At 71.4% G+C, this 22,152-nt stretch carries 22 protein-coding genes and 1 pseudogene; 18 read left to right on the top strand and 5 right to left on the bottom strand.

The annotated features are described in order from the left end of the window. The 7 genes from NR112_RS09965 (at position 1) to NR112_RS22890 (ending at position 8,888) form a co-directional block, all read left to right on the top strand. On the top strand, positions 1 to 1,911 hold the full coding sequence (locus NR112_RS09965; RefSeq protein ID WP_256793960.1) for a dipeptide/oligopeptide/nickel ABC transporter permease/ATP-binding protein: 1,911 nt from the start codon (positions 1 to 3) through the stop codon (positions 1,909 to 1,911). Then, entirely contained in the window at positions 1,908 to 2,675 is a 768-nt protein-coding gene (locus tag NR112_RS09970) for an ABC transporter ATP-binding protein (protein WP_256793961.1), read from the top strand. The genes NR112_RS09965 and NR112_RS09970 overlap by 4 nt, the downstream gene beginning before the upstream one ends. Beyond that, the gene (locus NR112_RS09975) at positions 2,672 to 4,075 is read left to right on the top strand and encodes a serine hydrolase (protein WP_256793962.1); all 1,404 of its coding nucleotides are present in this window, start codon (positions 2,672 to 2,674) and stop codon (positions 4,073 to 4,075) included. Before NR112_RS09970 ends, NR112_RS09975 begins: the two co-directional genes overlap by 4 nt. After that, the gene (locus tag NR112_RS09980; RefSeq protein WP_256793964.1) at positions 4,072 to 5,238 is read left to right on the top strand and encodes a M20 family metallopeptidase; all 1,167 of its coding nucleotides are present in this window, start codon (positions 4,072 to 4,074) and stop codon (positions 5,236 to 5,238) included. Before NR112_RS09975 ends, NR112_RS09980 begins: the two co-directional genes overlap by 4 nt. Next, entirely contained in the window at positions 5,228 to 6,025 is a 798-nt protein-coding gene (locus NR112_RS09985; protein WP_256793965.1) for a GNAT family N-acetyltransferase, read from the top strand. Before NR112_RS09980 ends, NR112_RS09985 begins: the two co-directional genes overlap by 11 nt. Before the next feature lie 2 nt (positions 6,026 to 6,027). Then, positions 6,028 to 7,146 (top strand): o-succinylbenzoate synthase, encoded by a 1,119-nt coding sequence (gene menC, locus NR112_RS09990; protein ID WP_256794499.1) that lies wholly within the window; start codon positions 6,028 to 6,030, stop codon positions 7,144 to 7,146. Between the two features lie 65 nt (positions 7,147 to 7,211). Beyond that, on the top strand, positions 7,212 to 8,888 hold the full coding sequence (locus NR112_RS22890; protein WP_256793966.1) for a PucR family transcriptional regulator: 1,677 nt from the start codon (positions 7,212 to 7,214) through the stop codon (positions 8,886 to 8,888). A gap of 75 nt (positions 8,889 to 8,963) precedes the next feature. Here the strand turns inward: NR112_RS22890 and NR112_RS10000 are convergent, their stop codons facing one another. Together NR112_RS10000 and NR112_RS10005 are read right to left on the bottom strand one after the other, a co-directional pair. Further along, positions 8,964 to 10,019 (bottom strand): ABC transporter permease, encoded by a 1,056-nt coding sequence (locus tag NR112_RS10000; protein WP_256793967.1) that lies wholly within the window; start codon positions 10,017 to 10,019, stop codon positions 8,964 to 8,966. Then, on the bottom strand, positions 10,013 to 10,657 hold the full coding sequence (locus NR112_RS10005) for an ABC transporter ATP-binding protein (RefSeq protein WP_256793968.1): 645 nt from the start codon (positions 10,655 to 10,657) through the stop codon (positions 10,013 to 10,015). Before NR112_RS10005 ends, NR112_RS10000 begins: the two co-directional genes overlap by 7 nt. A gap of 185 nt (positions 10,658 to 10,842) precedes the next feature. Between NR112_RS10005 and NR112_RS10010 the strand changes: the two genes are divergently transcribed. Together NR112_RS10010 and NR112_RS23190 are read left to right on the top strand one after the other, a co-directional pair. Continuing rightward, positions 10,843 to 12,123: a cytochrome P450 gene (locus NR112_RS10010; RefSeq protein WP_256793970.1), complete on the top strand. Its 1,281-nt coding sequence runs from the start codon at positions 10,843 to 10,845 to the stop codon at positions 12,121 to 12,123. Further along, positions 12,123 to 12,689: a hypothetical protein gene (locus tag NR112_RS23190; RefSeq protein WP_374512230.1), complete on the top strand. Its 567-nt coding sequence runs from the start codon at positions 12,123 to 12,125 to the stop codon at positions 12,687 to 12,689. The genes NR112_RS10010 and NR112_RS23190 overlap by 1 nt, the downstream gene beginning before the upstream one ends. Before the next feature lie 29 nt (positions 12,690 to 12,718). Here NR112_RS23190 and NR112_RS10020 read toward each other — a convergent pair whose 3' ends face one another. Both NR112_RS10020 and NR112_RS10025 read right to left on the bottom strand, forming a co-directional pair. Beyond that, complete coding sequence (locus NR112_RS10020) at positions 12,719 to 13,135, bottom strand: ester cyclase (RefSeq protein ID WP_256793973.1); 417 nt, start codon at positions 13,133 to 13,135, stop codon at positions 12,719 to 12,721. Positions 13,136 to 13,451: 316 nt separating this feature from the next. Then, positions 13,452 to 14,123, bottom strand: a complete 672-nt coding sequence (locus tag NR112_RS10025) for a DUF4386 domain-containing protein (RefSeq protein ID WP_306217035.1) — start codon at positions 14,121 to 14,123, stop codon at positions 13,452 to 13,454. Between the two features lie 151 nt (positions 14,124 to 14,274). Between NR112_RS10025 and NR112_RS10030 the strand changes: the two genes are divergently transcribed. From NR112_RS10030 to NR112_RS10060, 7 genes are all read left to right on the top strand, one after another. Continuing rightward, a complete protein-coding gene (locus tag NR112_RS10030) occupies positions 14,275 to 14,946 on the top strand; it encodes a TetR/AcrR family transcriptional regulator (protein WP_256793975.1) in 672 nt (223 codons plus the stop codon). A 390-nt stretch (positions 14,947 to 15,336) separates the two neighbouring features. Further along, positions 15,337 to 15,618: an ASCH domain-containing protein gene (locus tag NR112_RS10035; RefSeq protein WP_256794500.1), complete on the top strand. Its 282-nt coding sequence runs from the start codon at positions 15,337 to 15,339 to the stop codon at positions 15,616 to 15,618. A gap of 332 nt (positions 15,619 to 15,950) precedes the next feature. Then, positions 15,951 to 16,109: a hypothetical protein gene (locus tag NR112_RS10040; RefSeq protein WP_256793976.1), complete on the top strand. Its 159-nt coding sequence runs from the start codon at positions 15,951 to 15,953 to the stop codon at positions 16,107 to 16,109. Positions 16,110 to 16,158: 49 nt separating this feature from the next. After that, the gene (locus NR112_RS10045; RefSeq protein WP_256793977.1) at positions 16,159 to 16,902 is read left to right on the top strand and encodes a nucleotidyltransferase family protein; all 744 of its coding nucleotides are present in this window, start codon (positions 16,159 to 16,161) and stop codon (positions 16,900 to 16,902) included. A gap of 48 nt (positions 16,903 to 16,950) precedes the next feature. Next, positions 16,951 to 17,838, top strand: a complete 888-nt coding sequence (locus NR112_RS10050) for a MoxR family ATPase (protein WP_256793978.1) — start codon at positions 16,951 to 16,953, stop codon at positions 17,836 to 17,838. Further along, a complete protein-coding gene (locus tag NR112_RS10055; RefSeq protein WP_256793979.1) occupies positions 17,835 to 18,986 on the top strand; it encodes a VWA domain-containing protein in 1,152 nt (383 codons plus the stop codon). The genes NR112_RS10050 and NR112_RS10055 overlap by 4 nt, the downstream gene beginning before the upstream one ends. After that, entirely contained in the window at positions 18,979 to 20,151 is a 1,173-nt protein-coding gene (locus NR112_RS10060) for an XdhC/CoxI family protein (protein WP_256793980.1), read from the top strand. Before NR112_RS10055 ends, NR112_RS10060 begins: the two co-directional genes overlap by 8 nt. 84 nt (positions 20,152 to 20,235) lie before the next feature. On the opposite strand, the pseudogene NR112_RS23195 reads toward NR112_RS10060, so the two are convergent. Further along, a pseudogene (locus NR112_RS23195) lies at positions 20,236 to 20,538 on the bottom strand (hypothetical protein); the annotation flags it as partial. Here NR112_RS23195 and NR112_RS10065 point away from each other — a divergent pair. After that, positions 20,537 to 21,274: a FadR/GntR family transcriptional regulator gene (locus NR112_RS10065; RefSeq protein ID WP_256793981.1), complete on the top strand. Its 738-nt coding sequence runs from the start codon at positions 20,537 to 20,539 to the stop codon at positions 21,272 to 21,274. The pseudogene NR112_RS23195 and the gene NR112_RS10065 sit on opposite strands and share 2 nt — an antisense overlap. Then, complete coding sequence (locus NR112_RS10070; protein WP_256793982.1) at positions 21,274 to 22,101, top strand: sterol desaturase family protein; 828 nt, start codon at positions 21,274 to 21,276, stop codon at positions 22,099 to 22,101. Before NR112_RS10065 ends, NR112_RS10070 begins: the two co-directional genes overlap by 1 nt. Positions 22,102 to 22,152: the final 51 nt, after the last annotated feature.

Genomic DNA, 22,152 nt, shown 5'->3' on the forward strand with positions numbered 1-22,152 from the left:
ATGTCCCAGCGCTGGATTCGCATCGTCAAGACGCCCGTCGGCCTCGTCGGGCTGAGCCTGCTCTCGCTCATCGTGCTCCTGGCCGTCTTCGCCCCGATCCTCTGGGGCGACAAGGCCAGTGTCGTCGACACCGAGAACCTCCTCGCCGGTCCGTCGGCGCAGCACTGGTTCGGCACCGACAACCTGGGCCGCGACCTGTTCTTCCGGGTCCTGGTCGCCACCCGACTCTCGCTGACGCTGACGCTCGTGGCCACCGCGCTCGGAACGGTGATCGGCCTCGTGCTCGGCACCGCCCCGGAGCTGCTCGGCGGCCGGCTCGGCCGGCTCGTCACGGCCCTCGTCAACGTCTTCGTGGCTTTCCCCGGGCTGCTCCTCGTCCTCGTCTTCGCCGTCATCTTCGGCGTCGGGGCGAGGGGCGCGGTCCTGGCGATCGGCCTCGCGGTCGCCCCGGGGCTCGCCCGCCTCTGCCAGACGCTCGTCGCCGGAGTCACCGGGCTCGAGTACGTCGCCGCGGCGCGGATCACGGGCGTCAACCGCTTCCGGATCATGGCCCGGCACGTGCTGCCCAACGTGGCCGAGCCACTCATCGTCAACGTGACCATCACCGCCGGCGCCATCCTGCTGAGCTTCGCCGGGCTGTCGTTCCTCGGGCTCGGCGTCCAGGCGCCGGAGTACGACTGGGGCCGGCTGATGCAGGACGGCCTGAGCGGCATCTTCGTGCACCCGCTCGCGGCACTCGGCCCCGGCATCATGGTGGTCCTCGCCGGGCTGGCCTTCAACCTCACCGGTGAGGCGATCGCCGGGGTCTTCGGGATCTCCACGCCGACGGGCACCGGCACGCTGCGGGTGCCGACCGACGAGACGCCGGTGACCGACATCCCCCACGACCACGCCGCCGACGGCGACCTGGTGCTCGACGTCCGCGACCTCTCGGTCACCTTCCCGGGGGCGAACGGTCCGGTCCGGCCGGTCCGCGGCGTCTCGTTCGGCATCGCCGCAGGCGAGGCCGTGGGCGTCGTGGGCGAGTCGGGGTCCGGCAAGTCACTGACGGCGCTGTCGATCGCCGGCCTCGTCGAGGAGCCGGCGAGCATCGACGCCCGGCACCTCACCTTCTGCGGGACCGACCTGCTCGAGGAGCCGGCGTCCGGTCAGACCCGCGACACACTGCTGGGCACCTCGCTCGCCGTCGTGTTCCAGGACCCGATGACCTCGTTCAACCCCACGATGCGGATCGGCGCCCAGCTGGCCGAGGTCGGCCGTCACCACCAGGGACTCGATCGCAAGAAGGCGTCGGCCCGTGCCGTCGACCGTCTCCGCGCCGTCCGCGTCCGCGACCCCGAGCGCCGGGCCCGCCAGTACCCCTTCGAGTTCTCGGGTGGCATGCGTCAGCGCGCCATGATCGGGATGGGGCTGATGGGCAGCCCCCGGCTCATCATCGCCGACGAGCCGACGACCGCACTCGACGTCACCGTGCAGAGCCAGGTGCTCGCGCTGCTCCAGGACGTACGCCGCGAGGAGGGGGCCGCTCTCCTGCTCATCAGCCACGACGTCTCGGTCGTCGCCGACGTCTGCGACCGCGTGCTCGTCATGTATGCCGGCCGGATCGTCGAGGACCTGCCGACCGCCGACCTGCGCACCAGGGCACGACACCCGTACACCCGCGCGCTCGTCGCCGCCGTGCCGGCGATGACCACCGACATCGACACCCCCCTCGCCACGATCCCCGGCCACCCGGTCGAGCCGGCGCAGGTCCCGGTGGGTTGCGCGTACGCCGCGCGTTGCCCGCTCGCCACCGTCCGCTGCCGCGAGCAGGACCCGACCCTGACGGCGGGCCCGGGCGGGAGCCGCGTCGCGTGCTGGCACGCCGACGAGCCGGCCGACGTCGTGACGGCTGAGGAGGCGCTCGCATGAGCACGCTCGAGTTCGACCACGTGACAGTCCGCTACGACGCGAGCACCGTCCTCGACGAGGTGAGCCTGACCGTTCCGGACGGCGGGATCGTCGGCCTGGTCGGGGAGTCGGGGTCGGGCAAGTCCACGCTGGCCAAGGCGGCCGTCGGGCTCGCGCCGGTCCACGGTGGACGGATCCTGCTCGACGGTGAACCGATCCGTCTTCGGGGTCGGCACCGGCCCGTCCAGATGGTCTTCCAGGACCCGTTCTCCTCCCTCGACCCGAGGATGACCATCGGGGAGAGCATCGCCGAGGCGCTCTACCGGCCCGAGTCGGGACGCCTCTCACGTGCCGGCCGTCGTGCCGAGATCGCCCGGCTCCTCGAGCTGGTCCACCTCGACCCCGGCCGGTCCGGGCACCTTCCCGGTGAGCTGTCGGGTGGCCAGCGGCAGCGCGTCGCGCTCGCGAGGGCCCTCGCCGGCCGGCCCCGGCTCGTCATCGCCGACGAGATCACCTCGGCGCTGGACGTCTCCGTGCAGGGCGCGGTGCTCAACCTCGTCCGGGAGATGCAGCGCGAGCTGGGCCTCTCGATGCTCTTCATCTCGCACAACCTCGCGGTCGTCCGTTACGTCGCCAGCCAGGTGGCCGTCATGGAGGGCGGCCGGATCGTCGAGCACGGCCCCACGGCCGAGGTGCTCGGACGCCCGCAACACGACTACACCCGCCAGCTCCTGGCCGCCATCCCCGGCGGCCACGACATCCCCACGAAGGAGACCACCCCATGACCACGAACCGACCCGACCTCGACACCGCCCACTGGGAAGCCCGGTTCGCCGAGCTCGTGAAGAAGCACGGCGTCCCCGGCGCCCAGCTCGGCATCCTGCGCCTCGGTGCCGACGGCGCCGACGACGAGGTCTTCACGACCGCGACCGGTGTCCTGCACGCCGGCACCGGGCAGCCCGCCACGCCCGACTCGGTCTTCCAGATCGGCTCGGTCTCCAAGGTGTGGACGGCGACCGTCGTCATGCAGCTCGTGGACGAGGGACGCTTCGCGCTCGACACCCCGGTGGTCGAGATCCTCCCCGAGCTCGCGCTGCGCGACACGGAGGTCACCAAGAAGGTCACGGTCTGGCACCTGCTGACCCACACCAGCGGTGTCGACGGTGACGTCTTCACCGACACCGGCCGCGGTGACGACGCGCTCGAGAAGTACGTCGCCCAGCTCGGTGATGCAGCGCAGAACCACCCCATCGGTGCCACGTGGTCCTACTGCAACTCGGGCTTCTCCGTGCTCGGCCGGATCATCGAGGTCGTCACCGGGAAGACGTGGGACGAGGCGATGAGGGAGCGGCTCTTCGCCCCGCTCGGCCTGACGCACACGACGACCCTGCCCGAGGAGGCCATGGTCTTCGCCCACGCGATGGGCCACCTCAAGGGCGGCGACGAGCCGGAGACCGCACCGGTCTGGGGCCTGCCCCGCTCGATCGCACCGGCCGGCCTCATCACCTCCTCTCCTGCCGACGTGCTGGCCTTCGCGCGGATGCACCTGACCGGTGGCCTGGCGGCGGACGGCACGCGGGTCCTCTCGGAGGAGAGCGTCGCTGCCATGGCCGACTACCAGACCGAGTGCCCCGAGAAGATCCTGCTCGGCGACTCGTGGGGCCTGGGCTGGTTCCGCTGCGACTGGAACGGTCACCGAGCCATCGGCCACGACGGCAACACGATCGGCCAGGCCGCGTTCCTCAGGCTGCTGCCGGAGGCGGGCATCGCCGTCTCGCTCAACACCAACCTCGGCAGCGCGATCACGCTCTACCAGGACCTCTACGAGGAGATCTTCTCGGCGCTCGCCGACGTGCGACTCCCCGCGCGGTTCGAGTTGCCCGCCGAGCCGGTCGAGGTCGACGCGACGCCGTACCTCGGCACGTACGCCCGCGAGTCCGTCGTCGAGGAGGTCTACCTCGAGGACGGCAAGACCTGGATGCGGACCACCGTCTCGGGGCCGGTCGCCGAGGCGTCCGGCGCCGCGGAGCCCGAGGTGCACGAGCTGATCCCGGTCGGCGACGCCCTCTTCGCGGTCAAGCCGGACAAGAGCGAGGCGTACTACCCGGTCCGCTTCTACGCTCTGCCCACCGGCGAGGAGTACATCCACTTCGGCGCGCGCGCCACTCCGAAGAGGCGTGCATGACGACGCTCGGCGACACTCGTCCGGCTGGGCCGGCTCTCGACGAGCTGCTCGCGGACCTGCGCGAGCTGGTCGAGTGCGAGTCGCCGTCCGACGACCTCGGCGCCGTCGAACGCTCGGCGGACCTGGTCGCTCGCATCGGCTCGGAACGCCTCGGCGTCGCGCCGGAGCGCCTCGTCGTCGACGGCATACACCACCTGCGCTGGCGCTTCGGTGCGCCGACGGCGCCACACCGTGTCCTGGTGCTGGCGCACCACGACACGGTGTGGCCGATCGGCACGCTGGCGCGGTCACCGTTCACGATCGCTGACGGGGTGCTGCGCGGGCCGGGGTGCTTCGACATGATCGCCGGTCTGGTGATGGCCCTGCACGCCATCGCGGACCTGGGCGAGCGCGACGGCGTGACGCTGTTGGTGACCGGTGACGAGGAGGTCGGCTCCGCGAGCTCCCGTGCGCTGATCGAGGACGAGGCTCGCCGTGCCGAGGCCGTCCTCGTGCTCGAGGCCTCGGCCGACGGGGGTGCGCTCAAGACCGCCCGCAAGGGCACGTCGCTCTACGAGATCTGCATCGCCGGCCGGGCCGCTCATGCCGGGCTGGAGCCGCACAAGGGAGTCAACGCGACCCTCGAGCTGGCCCACCTGGTGCACGAGGTCGCGGCGCTGGCCGACCCCGGTGCCGGCACCACGGTGACGCCCACGGCGGCGACGTCCGGAACCACCGTCAACACCGTGCCGGCCTCCGCCCGGTTCTCGGTCGACGTACGGGCGTGGACGGCGTCGGAGCAGGAGCGCGTCGACGCTGCGTTGCGTGGGCTCCGGCCGGTGCTGCCCGGTGCCGAGGTGCAGGTCGACGGAGGCATCAACCGGCCCCCCCTGGAGGCGGCGGCGTCGCTGCCGCTCTTCGAGCGGGCGCAGACGATCGCCGCACGAATCGGGTTGCCCGAGCTGACCCGGGCGGCCGTCGGTGGCGCCTCGGACGGCAACTTCACGGCCGGGCTCGGGGTGCCGACCCTCGACGGGCTCGGAGCAGTCGGCGGAGGAGCGCACGCCGAGGACGAGCACGTGCTCGTCGACCGACTGGGTGACCGGACCCTGCTGCTGCGGGTACTCATCGAGGAGCTGCTCGCACCGTCGCCACCGAACCAGGAGCCACATCATGACCACTGAGCCGTGGGCGTCCTATGACGCCGCCGCCGCCGCGTCCCGCGTCGTCGTGCGCGAGCTCCTCACCCTCGAGGAGCTCCAGGATGCGGCCGCCGTCCTCGGCCGGATCTGGGGCACTCCCGACAACCCGCCGATGAGCGCCGAGCTGCTGCGCGCCATGGGCAAGGCGGAGAGCTACGTCGCCGGGGCCTTCGACGCCAAGCGCCCCGAGGCGGGCATGGTCGGCGTCTGCGTCGGCTTCCACTCGACGCCCGCCGCCCGCGCGATGCACAGCCACATCGCCGGGGTCACGGATGCGGTCGCCGGCCGCCACGCCGGGTTCGCGCTCAAGCTGCACCAGCGGGCCTGGTGCCTGGATCGCGGCATCGACCTGACCGAGTGGACCTATGACCCGCTCGTCTCCCGCAACGCCTACTTCAACCTGGCGAAGCTCGGCGCCCGTGTCGCCGAGTACCTCCCCGACTTCTACGGCTCCATGAGCGATGCGATCAACCGGGGGAACGACAGCGACCGGATCCTCGTGCACTGGTCGCTGACCTCGCCCGAGGTGGCGCAGGCGTGTGCGGGGTCGCCCGTGCGGGCGACCGTGCCCCCCGGTGCCGCTGCCTCGTGGGTTCAAGTCCCGCGGGACATCGGGGCCCTTCGGCTCACCGACCCCGAGCAGGCGAGGGCCTGGCGCGCCAAGGTGCGCGACCAGCTGGTGGGCGCCCTGGACGTCGGCGGACACGTCGCCGGCTTCGACAAGGAACGGGGCTACCTCGTCCTGCCACACGAAGGAGATCTGCCGTGAGCGTGAAGCTCGAAGGCGTCGAGCTGCGCCGTATCGCGATGCCGCTGGTGTCGCCGTTCCGGACGTCGTTCGGCACCCAGACCGCGCGCGACATCCTGCTGCTCCGCGCCGTCACCTCCGACGGTGAGGGCTGGGGCGAGTGCGTCGCGATGTCGGACCCCCTCTACTCGTCGGAGTACGTCGACGCGATAGCCGACGTACTGCGTCGCTTCTTCCTCCCGACGCTGGCGGCCTCGACGGAGGAGCTGCAGCGGCACGGCGCGCACGCGGTCAACGCGGTGCTCCACCAGTTCAAGGGCCACCGGATGGCCAAGGCGGCACTGGAGATGGCCGTGCTCGACGCCGAGCTGCGGGCCGACGGGCGGTCCTGGGCGCGCGAGCTCGGCGCCGTCCACGAACGCGTGCCCTCAGGGGTGTCGGTCGGCATCTTCGACAGCATCCCGCAGCTGCTCGACGTCGTCGGCAGCTACCTCGACGCCGGCTACGTCCGGATCAAGCTCAAGATCGAGCCGGGCTGGGACGTCGAACCGGTACGCGCCGTACGCGAGCGCTTCGGGGACGACGTGCCCCTGCAGGTCGACGCCAACACGGCATACACCTTGCGCGACGCGCGTCACCTGGCCAAGCTCGACGACTTCGACCTGCTCCTCATCGAGCAGCCGCTCGAGGAGGAGGACATCCTCGGCCACGCCGAGCTCGCTCGGCTCATCAAGACGCCGGTCTGCCTCGACGAGTCGATCGTCTCCGCGCAGTCCGCGGCGGCCGCCATCTCGCTCGGTGCGTGCTCGATCATCAACATCAAGCCCGGACGCGTCGGGGGGTATCTCGAGGCGGTGCGCATCCACGACGTGGCAGCCGCCCACGGGCTGGCCGTGTGGTGCGGCGGCATGGTCGAGACCGGGCTCGGCCGGGCTGCCAACGCGGCCCTCGCCGCACTGCCCGGCTTCACCCTCCCCGGTGACATCTCGGCCTCGGACCGCTTCTACCGGACCGACATCACCGCGCCGCTGACCATCTCCGAGGGGTACATGGACGTTCCCTCCGGGCCGGGTCTCGGGGTCAGCCCGATCCCCGAGCTCCTCGACGCCGTCACCACGTCCAGCGAGTGGATCACTCTCTGACGGGCGTCGGGCCGACGGAGGGCGGCCTCGCCTTTCGGCTCACCGGCGAGCCCTATCCTGAGTCGGTGAGCCAACGCCCCCGTGCGAGCCTGGGACGGGTCCTCGAGGACCTGGGGGACTCCTTCCTGGAGCTGGTCGCGGGCGACCCCGAGCACGAGGGAGAGATCGGCGGCATCGTCATCCACGACCCGGACGACGAGCCGGTCCAGCCACCGGGCGCGCTCGTGCTCGGCGTCGGCGTACCGTCCGTCGCTCTCCCGGACCTGGTCCGCGACGCCGGACGCCAGGGCGCCATCGGGTTGATCGTCCGTGCGCCCGTGGTGATGAGCCCCACGCTCGACGCGGCGGTCCGAGAAGCCGGGCTCGCCCTGCTCGGCCTGCGCCGTGGCGCGACGTGGGGTCAGCTCACCGCGCTGCTCCGCTCCCTCCTCGCCCAGGACGACATCGGGCCGGCCGGGGAAGAGTCGATCGGCGGGCTGCCGTCGGGCGACCTCTTCGCCGTGGCCAACGCTGTCGGTGCACTCCTCGACGCGCCGGTCACGATCGAGGACCGCAGCTCGCGCGTGCTGGCCTTCTCCGGTCGGCAGGACGAGGCGGACTCGTCCCGGGTCGAGACGATCATCGGACGCCAGGTGCCGGAGAAGTATGCGAAGACGCTCACCGAGCTCGGCGTCTTCAGAGAGCTCTACCGCGAGCACCGCCCCGTCGTGGTGAACCCGGCCGACCTCGGGGCCGACGCGGTCAACAAGCAGCGGGTCGCGATCGCGGTGCGTGCGGGCGACGAGGTGCTGGGCTCCATCTGGGCAGCGATGGACGGCGAGGTCACGCCCGAGCGGAGCGCCGTGCTGCAGGACTCCGCGAAGCTGGTTGCCCTGCACATGCTGCGTGTCCGCGCCGGTGCCGACGTGCAACGCCGGCTGCGCACCGACCTCGTGAGCACCGCTCTGGAGGGTGGTGTCGGCGCGCGCGACGCGCTGAGCCGGCTCGGCCTGGCCGGCGCGCCGGTGGTCGTACTCGCTGCGACCTTGCGTGCCGAGCACCCGGACGGCCGCGCGGTCGGCGCCTCCCAGCCGGCCGGTGCACGTGGCGGTGCGACCGGGGGTGTGGCCGGCGGTGGCTCCGGTGACCTCGAGCGGGTTGCCGATGCGCTCAGCCTGCACCTGTCGGCATCCTCGCCCAGCTCGGCCGTCGCTGTGGTCGGCGGTATCGCATACGGCCTGCTGGGCGTCGTGGCCGGCAGCGAGCCCGAGGAACGAGCCGCCCGCCTGGCAGAGGAGTTCTGCGAGCGGGTCGGCAGTCGCCTGCCGGTCGTGGTCGGCATCGGCGGCGTCGGCGAAGACGTCCGCGGCGTGACTGACTCGCGCGAGACGGCGACCCGGGTGCTGCGGGTTCTCCGCGAGGGGCACGGCGCCCAGCGGGTCGCTCGCCTCGCCGACGTCCACGCCCAGTCCCTGCTGCTCGAGCTGCGCGACCTTGCCGCGGCGCGCGGTGAGCGGCCGGTGGGTCCCGTCGCGCGCCTGGTGGCGTACGACGAGGACAACGACTCGGACCTGACCGGGACCCTTGGGGCGTGGCTGGACGCGCTCGGCGACGTCCGCGCCGCCGCCGCAGCACTGTTCGTCCACCCCAACACGCTGCGCTACCGGCTGCGGCGGCTCGAGGAGGTCAGCGGACTCGACATCGACGATCCGGAGCAGCGGTTCGCCGCGATGGTCCAGCTGCGGATGCTGGCGCCTCGCTGAGTCGAGGGGCGGCGGGGCCCCGACCGCTCGGTGCTGTGCGGTCGTGTTGCTGGGTCACGGACCCGGCGACGTCCCCTAGGCACCGGCCAAGGCGAGCGCGGGGTCGACCCGGAGCACTCGCGCGATACCGGCAAGGCTCGCGAGGATCCCGAGGCCGACCGCCACCAGCGCGAGCACGAGGCAGGCGGACAGGCCGAGGCTGATGGTCAGCGGGAAGGCGGGCACGAGTGCCCAGGCGAGGACGATCGCACCGGCCGCGGCAGCAAGGGACACGGCGAGGCCCTCGATGAGCGGGGTCGCGCACAGCCGCCACGAGGGGGCACCGATGGCCTTGAGAACGGCCACGTCGCGCACCCGGTCCAGGGCCGAGAGGTAGCAGACGAAAGCCACGATGCTGCCGGCCACGAGCCAGAGCAGGAGGGAGAGGAGGCCGAGGGTCCGAGTCGCGACCTGCAGTGGGCGGCGCAGGTCGTCGCGCACCTCGTGCGGCGTCATGACAGCCAGATCCGGCGGGAGGGCCGCGGGGTTGCCCTGCATGACGATCGCGCTGGCCATGTCCTCGCCGTCGTAGGCGATGGACTGGCCTTGAGACAGTGTCATGACCACGGTCGGTGTGCCCCCGTTGTAGGTCAGCCCCGCAACGGTTCCGACCACCGTGAGCGGGACGCCGGCGAGCGTCAGGGTCGCTCCGACGGGGACGCCCAGGCTGTCGTCCACCGCGACCTCGCCGTCGGCGCGAGGAGGGCGACCAGCGGTCGGCCGAGGCTCGACGACACCGTCCGGGCGGTAGGCGATGACGTTGACGTCGCTGAGACCGTGCGCGTCGGCCCCCTCGATGACGTGTCGGAAGATCGCGACCGGGGTCGCTGTGACTGCTCGGGACGGGTCCGCGAGGTGTTGCGCCACCTCTGCCTTCATCGGGGAGTTCGTGGTGAAGGGACCTGCCAGACCCCGAGTCACGACCCAGCTGTCACCGCCGAAGAAGGCGATGGTCCGGTCGGTCTCGTTGAGGAAGCTGTCGTGGACGGACTGGAGCAGGAGCGTCACGGCGAAGACGAGCATGGCCGCGCAGACGCCCACGACGATGCGCCGGGCTCGCCACTGCAGATCGCGAAAGGTGATGGTCAGCATGGCGCAGTCAGGTCCACGACGTCGTCGGCGGCCTGCACCACCCGGGCGTCGTGCGTGGCGACGAGCACCAGCCGACCCGGGCGCACGAGGGAGCGCAGCAGTGTCAGCACCGCGCCGACCTGCGCCTGGTCCAGGTGGGCCGTGGGCTCGTCGGCGAGGAACAGCGGAGGATCCCCCACGACGCCGCGCGCGATCGCGACCCGCTGCTGTTCGCCGCCCGAGAGGCTGCCCGGTCGGTGGTGCAGGCGGTGGTCGAGGCCCATCCCGGACAGGAGCTCGGCAGCGCGCCGACGAGCGACCGACTGCCTGACTCCCGTCATCAGCAGTGGCGCCATGACGTTCTCCACTGCATCCAGGCTGGCGATCAGGTTGAACGACTGGAACACCAGACCCACACAGTCGCGACGGTGCTGCAGCATGTCCCTGCGTGACGAGAGTGCGAGCTCGCGGCCCGCGAAGTTGATGGAGCCCTGAGTGGGTGTCAACAAGCCGGCGAGCACCGAGAGCAGGGTGGTCTTGCCCCTGCCGCTCGGGGCGCACACCACCACGAGCCGACCATCGCCGCCCGTGAAGGACAGGTTCTCGAGTGGCCGAGCCCGGCTCGGGCCGGACCCCAGGTCCACGGTGAGGCCGGACACACTGAGGTCGGCACGACGCGTCACCACCCTCACCCCCATCGCCCCGAGGTGCCCTGGCCCGGCCGTCAGCCGGTCCCTCACGTGTCATCGTGGCAGTGCCGGGTCGATCTCGCGGTGCATCCGGAGAGATGCTGTCAAAGTTGCGAAAAGCGGGACCGTCGCGCGTCCACGTGCCACCGTGTGCCATGCGAACCGCGCTGCTCCAGAGGGCCGCCGGACGCGCGCTCGTCCGGATGCTCGGCTGGATCCATGCTCGCGGCTGGCACGCGGGAGTTTGGTCCCGGCTGCCGGAGGACGCCTACACCCTCGTGCGGCGGGACGGGCTCGACCCGGTGCCGGCACTGCTCGACCGATCCGCGGTGACGCGGCTCCGTCTGCCGCTCCGCTTCCGTGGGTTGATGGTGACCGGATACGCAGAAGTGCGCTCGGTGCTCGCGGACTCCGCGACGTACAGCAACGACCTCGTCGGCCGGCTCGGGGCACCTGCCGCGGCGGAGCACCAACCGGGAGGACTGGGTTTCTGCGACCCACCCGAGCACACGCGGTTGCGCCGCCTGCTCGTCCCTGAGTTCACCGGGCGCCGCCTCGTGGACCTGCAGCCGCTCATCGAGGGGATCGTCGAGCAGGCCCTGGACGACGTCTCCGAGCGGGGGGGAGATGGTGATCCGGTCGATCTCGTGCCACACCTGGCTCGTCCGGTCGCTTCGCGCACCATCTCGGTGATGCTGGGTCTGGATGAGGCTGACCACGCCGTGCTCCATCGACTCAGCTCCCCACGGTTCGACCTGATGGGATCCGGATCCGGCCCTTTCGGATCGATCTCCGACGCGATCGACCACTTCCTCGACATCGTGCGCCGTCAACGTGAGCACCCGGGACCCGGGCTCATCGGTCGCCTCGTGCGCGAGCACGGCACCGAGCTGACCGACACGGAGATCGCGGGCCTGGCCGACGGCCTGTGGACGGGAGGGCTCGAGTCCACGGCGAGCGCGATCGCCCTCGGCGGTCACCTGCTCGCGACGGATCCCGCGGCGGCCTGCGTCCTTCGAGAGGGTGGCCCCGACGGTGTGGACGGCTGGGTCGAGGAGCTCCTGCGCTACAGCTCCGTCGTGCAGGTGGCGTTTCCACGGGTGGCCCTGACCGAGGCGGAACTCGGTGGCGAGCAGATCCTCGCCGGTGACCTCGTCGTCTGCTCGCTCAGCGCAGCCAACCGTGACGCCAGGTTCGGTGACTCGGCCGCCCACTTCATGCCGGATCGGGCGCCTCGGAGTCATCTGGCGTTCGGTCATGGGCTGCATCGGTGCATCGGTGCCGAGCTGGCGCGCGTCGAGCTGCGAGCGGTGTTGCCCCGGTTGGCTGTGCGCTTTCCCCGGTTGCGCGCGGCTGAGCCGAGCCTGGTCACCGGCGAGCAGCTCTCCTTCATCTACGGTCTTCCAGCCGTTCCCGTCCTGCTCGACGGCGGATGATGCGCCTCCTGGCTTGGCCACCCACAGTTCTGCGGGCCGCTCGTCGAGAGCCTGGTCAAGGAGAGCTGGACCGACGCCGTGGCCGTAGCAGCTGGACAGCACGTAGAGCGATACAGCTGCTCATCGCGCTCCGGCGGAGCACGGCCCCGCGCGGTGAGCGCGATGTCGTAGAGCTCCTGCAGTGGTACTCAGTTCCGCTCACCATCACCCTTGATGACGCAGCCATCCAGATGGCCCCGGCGGAGGAGGTGGTCGCCGTGGTCGGCAACCAGGTCAAGCACCTGCAGGCGGAGGGGTTCGTCCGCTCGGTGGAACTCGTCGGCGAGACCACCGTGCTGACCACTTCGACGGCGTTACGGCGCGAGGAACTGGCGCGCCGGCGCGCCGACGACAGCGCCATCGACCACGTGAAGATGACCCAACGTCCTTGCACGCATCGGGGACGCGAGACCAAAGGGCGCGGGACCGGTCAGCGGTCGGCGGACGCCCCCGTCGCGGCGACGAGACACGTCAACGCCCGACCGCGTGCCGGCCGCGGGTTCGTCGAGGGACCGGTCCGGCTCTGACCCTTCGGAGAACCGGGCCGGTCGCACCGTCAGCCCGGCTCGGCGATGAGCTGGCTGCGTAGTGTCGCGGAGTCCGACTCGAGCCAGCCCTCCGCGGCCTTGCCGTCCTCCATGCGGAAGATCTCGATCCACGTGGTCGTGACCTCGCGACCTGTGGCGGGGAACCCCATGAAGTCCCCCCGATGGGTGCCCCGATCAGTGCCGCGGACCACCACCCGGTCACCGTCGAGCAGCACGTCCTCGAGCGTGGTGTGGAAGTCCGGGAAGGCCGCCCGGTAGGCGGTGACGGCCTCGCCATACTCGCTGGGGCCGACGATCCGCACGTCGAGGGTGTTGTGGCTGACGAACCCCGGCGCGAGGAACGCCTCGGCCTCGCCGACGTTGCCCTCGTTCCACACTTCCTCGAAGAAGCGACGTGCGGCAGCCCTCACCTCGTCATCGGACATTCTCGCCTCCCGGGCTCGCGAAGCCGTGCAGTGTGCGGAGGCTTCGTCCCTGCCAGTAAACGCTGAGCCCCTCACGTCGGCAACGGCCTCGGACGGCCGATCTGAATCCCCACCAGCGTGGCCGAGCATGTCGGGCGTGCTGACGTGGGCGAGACGGTGCCCGTGCAGGCGGCGGTGTGGCGGATCGTCCGCCGAGCAGCGAAGGACGTCGGACCCGGTGCTCTGCAGGAAGACCTCCTGCGTCGCCCGGCGCGATCGTCCTGCGCTGCTCGATGCGTCAGGGCCGCGCGCTGTTGAGCCGGCCGTGAGCGAACGGTCAGGCAGCCGTGACCAAGGCCGGCGAGCTGAGGTCTGCAGAGGCGGGCAGCGGCCTGAATCCCTTTGCGATCAGCCAGATCGGGAAGAACACCAGCTCGAACAGCCCTCCGGGAACCACGAGGAGCATGCCGGCTCCCGCGCTCATGTCGAGGACGCCGAGGAGGTCGAGAGGGACTCCGATGGTGAGCGCGGCGTAGCCCACGAGACCGAGCAGGGCGATGGGTCGCGGAACCAGCCGGCCGACGAAGAGCAGGAAGCACAGGATGATGCCGCCGATGCCGGTCGGGACGTAGACCCACAGCAGGTGGTTCGGGACGACCTCCGACGCGGCCAGAAGGTAGACACCGCAGGCTGCGGAGACGAGGCACTCGACAACCCTGAGGACTGGGTACCCGAGCGCCAGGGTCGGGCGGACCGGCTTCAGCACCGGGTACATCAGCAGGCCGATCCCGACGACAGCCAGGCCAGACACGGACATCAGCGCGACGCCGACCGCCATCGGCGCCCGATCAGGGTTGCCGTCGACGAACGCCTGGATCAAGGACGTTCCGAACATGGCCGTGACCATCTGAACGACGAACAGGATCCCGACGGCGATCGCCGCTCGCCTCCGGGACAGTGGACCCCTCGTGCTGGACCTCGGGGCCGTGGTGGTGCTCATGGTGGTCATGGCGTGCCCTTCCGATTGCGTCAGGAGCGGTCCGAGAACTCGTTTCTAACGGTGTTAGATTGGACTCTGCACGCTACTCTAACGGCGTTAGATTGTCGAGGGCTCGCGCGACGGCAGCCCGGACGCCGGACCACCAGGAGAGGCAGGACCCATGGGCCGCAGGCCGACCGAGGTCGCCGACAAGGCGCCGTTGAACGCGGAACGGACGCTGCAGGTGGCGCTGGTCGTCGCGGACGACGAAGGCCTGGAAGCGGTCACGATGCGCCGGCTCGCACGCGAGCTGGGCGTCGAGGCGGCCTCGCTCTACCACCACGTCAACGGCAAGAATCACATTCTGGACGGCTTGGTCGAGGTCGTCGCGGCCGAGATCGAGCGCCCCGTGCCCTCCCAGGACTGGCGGACCGCGATCAGTGAGCGTGCCGTGAGCACCCGCGCGGTCCTACGCCGCCATCCCTGGGCCGTGAGCCTGATGGCGTCCAGGACGAGCCCCGGGCCGGCCACCCTGGGGCTCCTGGAGACGGGGATCCGGTGCTTCCGCGAGGGTGGGTTCTCCGTCCTGCAGGCTGCCCATGCGATCTCCGTGGTCGACAGCTACGTGCACGGCTTCGTCCTGCAGGAGGTGAACCTGCCCTTCCGAGACGAGTCGGAGCTGTCCGCCATGACTGGGGCGATCATGGAGACGTTTCCCGCCTCCGAGTTCCCGTACCTCTTCGAGATGACGGTCGAGCACGTCCTCAAGCCGGGCTACGACTACGGCAAGGAGTTCGAGTCCGGGCTGGAGGTCGTACTCGCCGGTGTCGCTGCGTTGCTCATCGAGCCGTAGATGGACTGGCCCCCGGACCGGTTCGACGTCGAGTTGATCTGGCTCTCCAGGCCCGAGTCGCAGCACTCCACCAACTTTCTTCAGCGGCCAGAGGCGGCCATCAGCGTCTTCGACAGCGGCCAGCCGGCCGACACCGGCGTGGGGCTGCAGTTCGCGGCTCGCGCCGAGCGGGTGCCGGCCGACGGGCTCTCAGCGGCTGTGCCGTGTTCTCGGATGCGTCTGTCACAGCAGGCGCTAACGCCTGGTCGCTCGAACAGGTCGAAGAACCGGCACCTCTGCGCGTCTACAGGGCGCGCCTCGGTCGCGCAGTGCTTCTCGTCCACGGCTCCCGAGTCGAACTGCCCCTGGACTGAGCCAAAGCCCCGCCAGGCGTCGTAGCGTTTCTACGTGATGTTCAGCCGTGAACTGCGAGATGCGGTCGCTCGCGGCGAGGTCACCGTCACGATCCGCAGGTGGGACCGCCCCCAGGTGAAGGTCGGTGGCCGTTACCGGACCGCGGGAGTCGTCATCGAGGTCGACTCGATGGAGGTCGTGCCCTTCTCTGCCGTGTCCGATGACGACGTGCGCGCCTCTGGCGAGACCGACCTCGAGGGACTGCGTGACCGGGCGGCCCACTCCGGGCCGATCCACGGCGACACGCTCGTCTACCGGATCGAGTTCCACGTCGAGTGACGGCGACGGCACCAGGCGCCGGCCCGTAGCAGTCCACGCCACCAGTGCCCGTCCGCCCTGCCCCGTCCTGGCACCGGGTGTCGGCAAGCGCACAGACATGGCTCCGCCAGCAGCCCACAGTGAGGGATCGGACGTTCTCGTAGGAGTGGAGGTGGACTCCGATGACCACCGCGACCCGAACCCCAAGCCCCTGTGCGGCAGAGCCTTTGACCCCAGCCAAGAGCCCAGCAGCGGACAGGCCGCCCGCCCCGAGGCGCCTCCGTCACGGCGCGGTCGTGGCGGTCCTCGCCGCCCTAGCCGTCCTGGCGGCCCCGCATCCAGCCTCCGCCCTCGTGCCCATCCCACCCTCGCCGGTCAGGTTCCCGATCGCGGACATCGGGCACACGATCCTGACCCTGGCGGAGCAGTACGCCCGCGCGCAGCCCGTCGAGCAGCGCCACCTTCACAACGAGATGGTCCTTCTGACCAACACGGCTCACGAGGCGATCTGAGCACACGGCGCAGCCGCGATCACGTCCGCCCGACGGGTACGGTCCGGGTGTGACCGAGAGCGACACCGCACCCCACCCGGCGGCCGTGCACGGCAGGGCCGCCCACGTCCGCGGACTCGTCCTGGCAGCTGGCGCGGGCCGGCGGATGGGCGGCCCGAAGGCGCTTGTCCGCCGGAGCCCCGACGAGCCGACCCTCGTCGAGCGCGCCGTGAGCCTCCTGCACGCGGGAGGCTGCTCCGGCATCACTGTCGTCGTCGGTGCCGCCGCCGAGGAGGTCAGCGCCATCGTGACCGCCCTCGGGCGCGACGTCGACGTCGTGCCCTGTCCCGACTGGGACGAGGGCATGGGCGCCTCCCTCCGCGCCGGGCTCACCGCTCTGACCCGCTCCACCCACGAGGGCGAAGGCTGCGTCGACGCCGTGCTCGTCACCCTCGTCGACCTCCCCGACCTGACCCCCGAGGTCGTCGCGCGCGTGCTGGACGCCCCGGGACACGTCGACAACGCACACTCGCCGCACCCCGACCCCGACGAGCACGCCCTCGACCTCCACCAGCCAGCCGCCCCCACCACCGCAGAGCTGCGAGCAACACTGCGGCGAGCTGCCTACGACGGCGTTCCCGGGCATCCAGCGCTCATCGGGCGCGACCACTGGGAGCAGGTCATCGCCTCGGCGAGTGGCGACCACGGCGCCCGCCACTACTTCCGCACCACCCCGCACCAGCTCGTCGAGTGCGGCGATCTCGCGACCGGCCGAGACGCAGACACCCGCGAGGAGCTCGACACGTCCCGTTGAGAAGGCCCTCCGCTTCCGGAACCCCCGTTCATGGGTGATGCTCAGGGGATGGATCACCTGTTCAACAGTGCCGACGACGTCACGACCGCCCTGGGCGGCACGGGCTACCTCGCCGACGAGGCGCTCGCGACGATCACCTTCCTCGCGACCCGGCTGAACCGGCCGATCCTGCTCGAGGGTGAGCCCGGCACCGGCAAGACCGCCCTGGCCGAGGGTCTCGCCCAGGCGCTCGACCTCAAGCTCATCCGCCTCCAGTGCTACGAGGGCATCGACGCGACTCAGGCCCTCTACGACTGGGACTTCCCGCGCCAGATCCTCCACCTGCGCACCGTCGAGGCACTGAGCCGCGATGAGCACCACGACCCCAAGCAGCTCGAGGCCGAGCTCTTCGACGAGCGCTTCCTCCTCGCCCGACCCGTGCTCCAGGCCCTCCGCGAAGCCCCGTGCGTCCTGCTCATCGACGAGATCGACCGCGCCGACGACGAGTTCGAGGCCTTCCTCCTCGAGGTCCTGAGCACGTGGCAGGTGACGATCCCCGAGCTCGGCACCGTCAGCGCCGCCACCCCGCCGATCGTCGTCCTCACCTCCAACCGCACCCGCGAGCTGCACGACGCCCTGAAGCGCCGCTGCCTCTACCACTGGATCGACCACCCCGGCCTGGCCCGCGAGCTCGAGATCGTCCGCACCCGCCTGCCCGAGGTCAGCGCGGCGCTCGCCGAGCAGGTCGTCACCCTCGTCCAGCGCCTCCGCACGAGCGGCGAGCTCATCAAGCCCCCGGGGGTCGCCGAGACGCTCGACTGGGCCCGCGCCCTCGAGACCGTCGGCGCCACCCGCCTCGACCCCGAGGTCGCCGCCGCTACCCTCGGGGCGGCCCTGAAGTACCGCGAGGACTCCGAGAGGATCCGCGCCTCGCTCGACAAGCTGCTCACCGCATGACTCGAGACGTCAGCCCCGCCGCGCGCTCCGCCGCAGCCACCCGGCCCCCGGCCGAACCCGACGTCGACGAGCTGCTCCTCGGCTTCGCCCGCGCCCTGCGCGCCGCCGGCGTCAACGTCACGGCCGACCGCGAGCGCACCTTCCTCATCGCCGCGGCCACGGTCGGCATGGGCGAGCGCACCGGCGTCTACTGGTCCGGTCGCTCGACGCTCACGTCCACGCCAGCCGACTTCCCGGCATACGAGGAGATCTTCGAGCGCTGGTTCGGCGGCGAGTCCATCCCGCAGGGACGCCGCGTCGACATCCAGCGCCCGCCCGTGCGCCAAGCGCCCCTCGGCGACACCGAGGGGGAGGCCGGCGACGGTGACGCCGACACGATCCAGGCCGAGGCGAGCGCCCAGGAGGTGCTGCGGCACCGCGACGTCGCGACCCTCAGCGCGGCCGACCGCGCCGCCGCCGCGCGGATGTTCGCGAGCCTCGACCCCCGCTCACCCCTGCGCCGCGCCCGCCGCCACGTCCGCGCGAGCAGCGGCACCGTCGACGGGCCCGCCACACTTCGCGAGCAGCTGCGCCGGATGGGCGAGCCCGGCCGCATCCACCACCGCCGCCGCGGCACCCGCCCGCGCCGCATCGTCCTGCTCATCGACGTGTCCGGCTCCATGAGCCCGTATGCCGACAGCCTCCTGCGCCTCGCCCACGTCTTCGTGCGCACGGTGCCGCACGTCGAGGTCTTCACCATGGGCACCCGCCTGACCCACGTGACGCGCGCGCTCGCCGAGCGCGACCCCGACCGGGCGCTCGCCGCCGCCGGACGCGTCGTCCCCGACTGGTCCGGTGGCACCCGCCTCGGCGAGGCCATCGGCGCCTTCCTCGACCGCTGGGGACGGCGGGGTATGGCCCGGGGCTCCGTCGTCGTTGTCTTCTCCGACGGCTGGGAACGCGAGGGTCCGGAGGTGCTCGGAGAGCAGATGCGCCGGCTGGGTGCCCTCTCGCACCGGGTCGTGTGGGCCAACCCGCACCGCGGGAAGGTCGGCTACGAGCCGGTGCAGCAGGGGATCGTGGCGGCCCTGCCGCACATCGACGACTTCGTCGCGGGGCACTCGCTCGCGGCGTTCGAGGAGCTGATCGAGGTGGTGGCCCGTGCGTGAGGTGATGGACGAGCTGATGCAGTGGTGGTCGGCCGGGGAGACCGTCGGCGTCGGCACCGTCGTCGGCACGTGGCGCTCGGCGCCGCGCCAGCCCGGCGCCTCGATGCTCGTCGGCCCCGGCGGCGAGGCCGTCGGCTCCGTCTCCGGCGGCTGCGTCGAGGGCGCCGTCTACGAGCTGGGCCAGGAGGTCGTCGAGTCCGGCAGGCCCGTGCTCCAGCGCTACGGTGTCAGCGACGACGACGCGTTTGCCGTCGGGCTGACCTGTGGGGGCATCCTCGACGTCTTCGTCGAGAAGGTGAACCGCGAGACGTTCCCCGAGCTCGGCGAGGTCGCGGCGGACATCGCGGCCGGCCGGCCGGTCGCGGTCGTCACCGTCATCGAGCACCCCGAGCCCACGTGGGTCGGCCGCCGCGTCGTCGTGCACCCGGAAGCGGAGGGCGACGACGAGGACACGTCCGTGCTCGGCTCGCTCGGCAGCGGGCGAGCGGACGATGCTGTACGCGACGACGCGAGAGGCCTTCTCGCGCAGGGCCGCTCGGCGATCCTCACCTACGGCCCCGACGGTGAGCGTCGCGGCGAGGGGATGCGGGTGTTCGTCGCCGCGCACGCGCCCAAGCCGCGGATGCTCGTCTTCGGCGCCATCGACTTCGCCGCCGCCGTCGCGCGGGTCGGCGGCTTCCTCGGCTACTACGTGACCGTCTGCGACGCCCGGCCGGTCTTCGCGACCAAGACGCGCTTCCCCGGCGCCGACGAGGTCGTCGTCAAGTGGCCCCACGACTACCTCCAGCACGAGGTCGACGAGGGCCGCATCGACAGCCGCACCGTCATCGCCGTGCTGACCCACGACCCGAAGTTCGACGTGCCGCTCCTCGAGGTCGCGCTGCGCCTGCCCGAGGTGGCCTACATCGGCGCCATGGGCTCGCGCCGCACCCACGAGGACCGGCTCGAGCGGCTCCGAGAGGCCGGGCTCACCGACGACGAGCTGGCCCGGATGAGCTCACCCATCGGCCTCGACCTCGGCGCCCGCACGCCGGAGGAGACCGCGGTCTCGATCGCCGCCGAGATCATCGCGCTGCGCTGGGGCGGGGCCGGAGAGCGGCTCGCCGCCACCGAGGGCCCCATCCACCACCACCATCCGGCGCACGACAACCCGCTCGGGCACTGACGGCGGCGGGCCGGCCTGACCCGTGGCGCTCGGAAGCTCCACCTCGACCGTCATCTGCGGCTCGTCCGACTCGATGACGGTGCCGACGAGCTCGACCTGGTCGTGCAACGGAGCCGGTCGCAGGTAGCGCACGTCGAGCCCGGCCGTGACGTAGGAGAGGTCCGCGCCCGGCAGCGGCGGCCAGCCCCGGCGCTCGGCCTCGAGGATCACCGCAGCCGAAGCACGGGAGGTCGGGGTAGAGCCGCTCCTGGATGCTGAGCCCGGGAGCAGCCACTGCGGTGTCGACGTCGGTGTCCGGCATGCACCCAACGTCCAAGCGGGTACTCGATCACGAACTGGTCCAACCACTTGATGAGTTGATGCCGGCGGTGTCATCCTCGACCGCATGAGTCAGAGTGGATTCAGTCCCGTCGCTCGTCGGTCGGTCTCGGACGAGGTCTTCGCCGAACTGCGCGACGCCGTGCTCACCGGCCGCTTCGCCCCCGGCGACTCGCTCCCGCCCGAGCGCGAGCTCGCCGCCTCCTTCGCCGTCAACCGGCACGCCGTCCGCGAGGCACTCCAGCGCCTCCAGCTCGCCGGCTTCGTCCGCGTCGTCCACGGCGGCGGGACAACGGTCCTCGACGTGCGCAGCACCGCCGGCCTCGACCTGCTCGCGCACCTGGCCCGGTCCGGCGACGGTCTCGACCCGATGATCCTGCGCGACGGCCTCGAGATGCGCCGCTGCATCGGCGTCGAGGCCTCCCGGCTCGCCGCGACCCGGGCGACCGACTCGGCACGGGGGAGCGTCGTGGCGGCAGCAGCGGCATACGGCTGCCCCGACATCGAGGACGCCGACCGCGACTTCTGGCTCGCCGTCGTCGAGGCCAGCGGCAACCTCACCTTCCGGCTCGCGCTCAACTCGCTCGTCCACGCCATCGACGGCAGCCCGGAGGTCATGGACGCCCTGCTCGCCGGCGACCGCGCCGACCTGCTGTCGCACGCACCGCTTGCCGACGCCATCGCGCGCGGCGACGCTGCGCACGCCGCGCGGCTCGCCGACGCGATCCTCACCCAGGCCGTCGACGTGTGGGCCTCCCTCACCGACGACGGGCGCACGCTCGACCCGATGACCAAGGGGGCGTGATGGTCGACATCATCCTCACGGCGATCCCCTTCTTCATCGCCTTCATCGTCATCGAGGTGCTGTCGCTCTGGCTCGCGCCCGACGACGACGAGGTCGGCTACGAGGTCCGCGACACCGTCACCAGCCTCACCATGGGCATCGGGAGCGTCGGCGTCGGGATCCTCTACAAGGCCTCCCAGCTCGTCGTCTACGCCGCGTTGTATGCCGTGACGCCCCTTCGCCTCGACACCTCCCTCTGGTGGGCGTGGGTCGTCATCTTCTTCGCCGAGGACCTCGCCTACTACTGGTACCACCGCGCCCACCACGAGGTGCGGATCCTCTGGGCCAGCCACGTCGTGCACCACTCGAGCGAGCGGTACAACTTCTCGACGGCGCTGCGCCAGACGTGGACGCCCTTCGGGGGCATCCCGTTCTGGGCGCCGCTCGCGCTCCTCGGCGTGCCGGTCTGGGCGATCTTCCTCCAGCAGTCGATCTCGCTCCTCTACCAGTTCTTCCTCCACACCGAGCGTGTCGGGAAGCTCTGGCGCCCAGTGGAGTTCGTCATGAACACGCCCTCGCACCACCGCGTGCACCACGGCATGAACAACGCCTACCTCGACCGCAACTACGGCGGCATCCTCGTCATCTGGGACCGCCTCTTCCGCTCCTTCGAGCCCGAGGGCGAGCGCGTCGTCTACGGCCTGACGAAGCAGTTGCGCACCTACAACCCGCTCGTCGTCGCCACCCACGAGTACGCGTCGATCTGGGCCGACGTCCGCGGCGCCCGCTCGTGGCGCGACCGCTGGGGCTTCGTCGTCCGAGGCCCGGGCTGGCAGCCCCGCACCTGAGACGGCGCGTCTGGCCGAGGTCGGCTCCGAGGGCCACGATGGAGGGATGGG

Origin of the sequence: Terrabacter sp. Ter38, assembly GCF_024519435.1 — a bacterium.
Taxonomy (GTDB): Bacteria; Actinomycetota; Actinomycetes; order Actinomycetales; family Dermatophilaceae; genus Terrabacter.

Excerpts from the sequence above, each read along its gene's own strand:
- NR112_RS09965 (WP_256793960.1), top strand. The coding sequence starts at position 1 with ATGTCCCAGCGCTGGATTCGCATCGTCAAGACGCCCGTCGGCCTCGTC.
- NR112_RS09970 (WP_256793961.1), top strand. The coding sequence starts at position 1,908 with ATGAGCACGCTCGAGTTCGACCACGTGACAGTCCGCTACGACGCGAGC.
- NR112_RS09975 (WP_256793962.1), top strand. The coding sequence starts at position 2,672 with ATGACCACGAACCGACCCGACCTCGACACCGCCCACTGGGAAGCCCGG.
- NR112_RS09980 (WP_256793964.1), top strand. The coding sequence starts at position 4,072 with ATGACGACGCTCGGCGACACTCGTCCGGCTGGGCCGGCTCTCGACGAG.
- NR112_RS09985 (WP_256793965.1), top strand. The coding sequence starts at position 5,228 with ATGACCACTGAGCCGTGGGCGTCCTATGACGCCGCCGCCGCCGCGTCC.
- NR112_RS10000 (WP_256793967.1), bottom strand. The coding sequence starts at position 10,019 with ATGCTGACCATCACCTTTCGCGATCTGCAGTGGCGAGCCCGGCGCATC.
- NR112_RS10010 (WP_256793970.1), top strand. The coding sequence starts at position 10,843 with ATGCGAACCGCGCTGCTCCAGAGGGCCGCCGGACGCGCGCTCGTCCGG.
- NR112_RS23190 (WP_374512230.1), top strand. The coding sequence starts at position 12,123 with ATGCGCCTCCTGGCTTGGCCACCCACAGTTCTGCGGGCCGCTCGTCGA.
- NR112_RS10020 (WP_256793973.1), bottom strand. The coding sequence starts at position 13,135 with ATGTCCGATGACGAGGTGAGGGCTGCCGCACGTCGCTTCTTCGAGGAA.
- NR112_RS10025 (WP_306217035.1), bottom strand. The coding sequence starts at position 14,123 with ATGACCACCATGAGCACCACCACGGCCCCGAGGTCCAGCACGAGGGGT.
- NR112_RS10030 (WP_256793975.1), top strand. The coding sequence starts at position 14,275 with ATGGGCCGCAGGCCGACCGAGGTCGCCGACAAGGCGCCGTTGAACGCG.
- NR112_RS10035 (WP_256794500.1), top strand. The coding sequence starts at position 15,337 with ATGTTCAGCCGTGAACTGCGAGATGCGGTCGCTCGCGGCGAGGTCACC.
- NR112_RS10050 (WP_256793978.1), top strand. The coding sequence starts at position 16,951 with ATGGATCACCTGTTCAACAGTGCCGACGACGTCACGACCGCCCTGGGC.
- NR112_RS10055 (WP_256793979.1), top strand. The coding sequence starts at position 17,835 with ATGACTCGAGACGTCAGCCCCGCCGCGCGCTCCGCCGCAGCCACCCGG.
- NR112_RS10065 (WP_256793981.1), top strand. The coding sequence starts at position 20,537 with ATGAGTCAGAGTGGATTCAGTCCCGTCGCTCGTCGGTCGGTCTCGGAC.
- NR112_RS10070 (WP_256793982.1), top strand. The coding sequence starts at position 21,274 with ATGGTCGACATCATCCTCACGGCGATCCCCTTCTTCATCGCCTTCATC.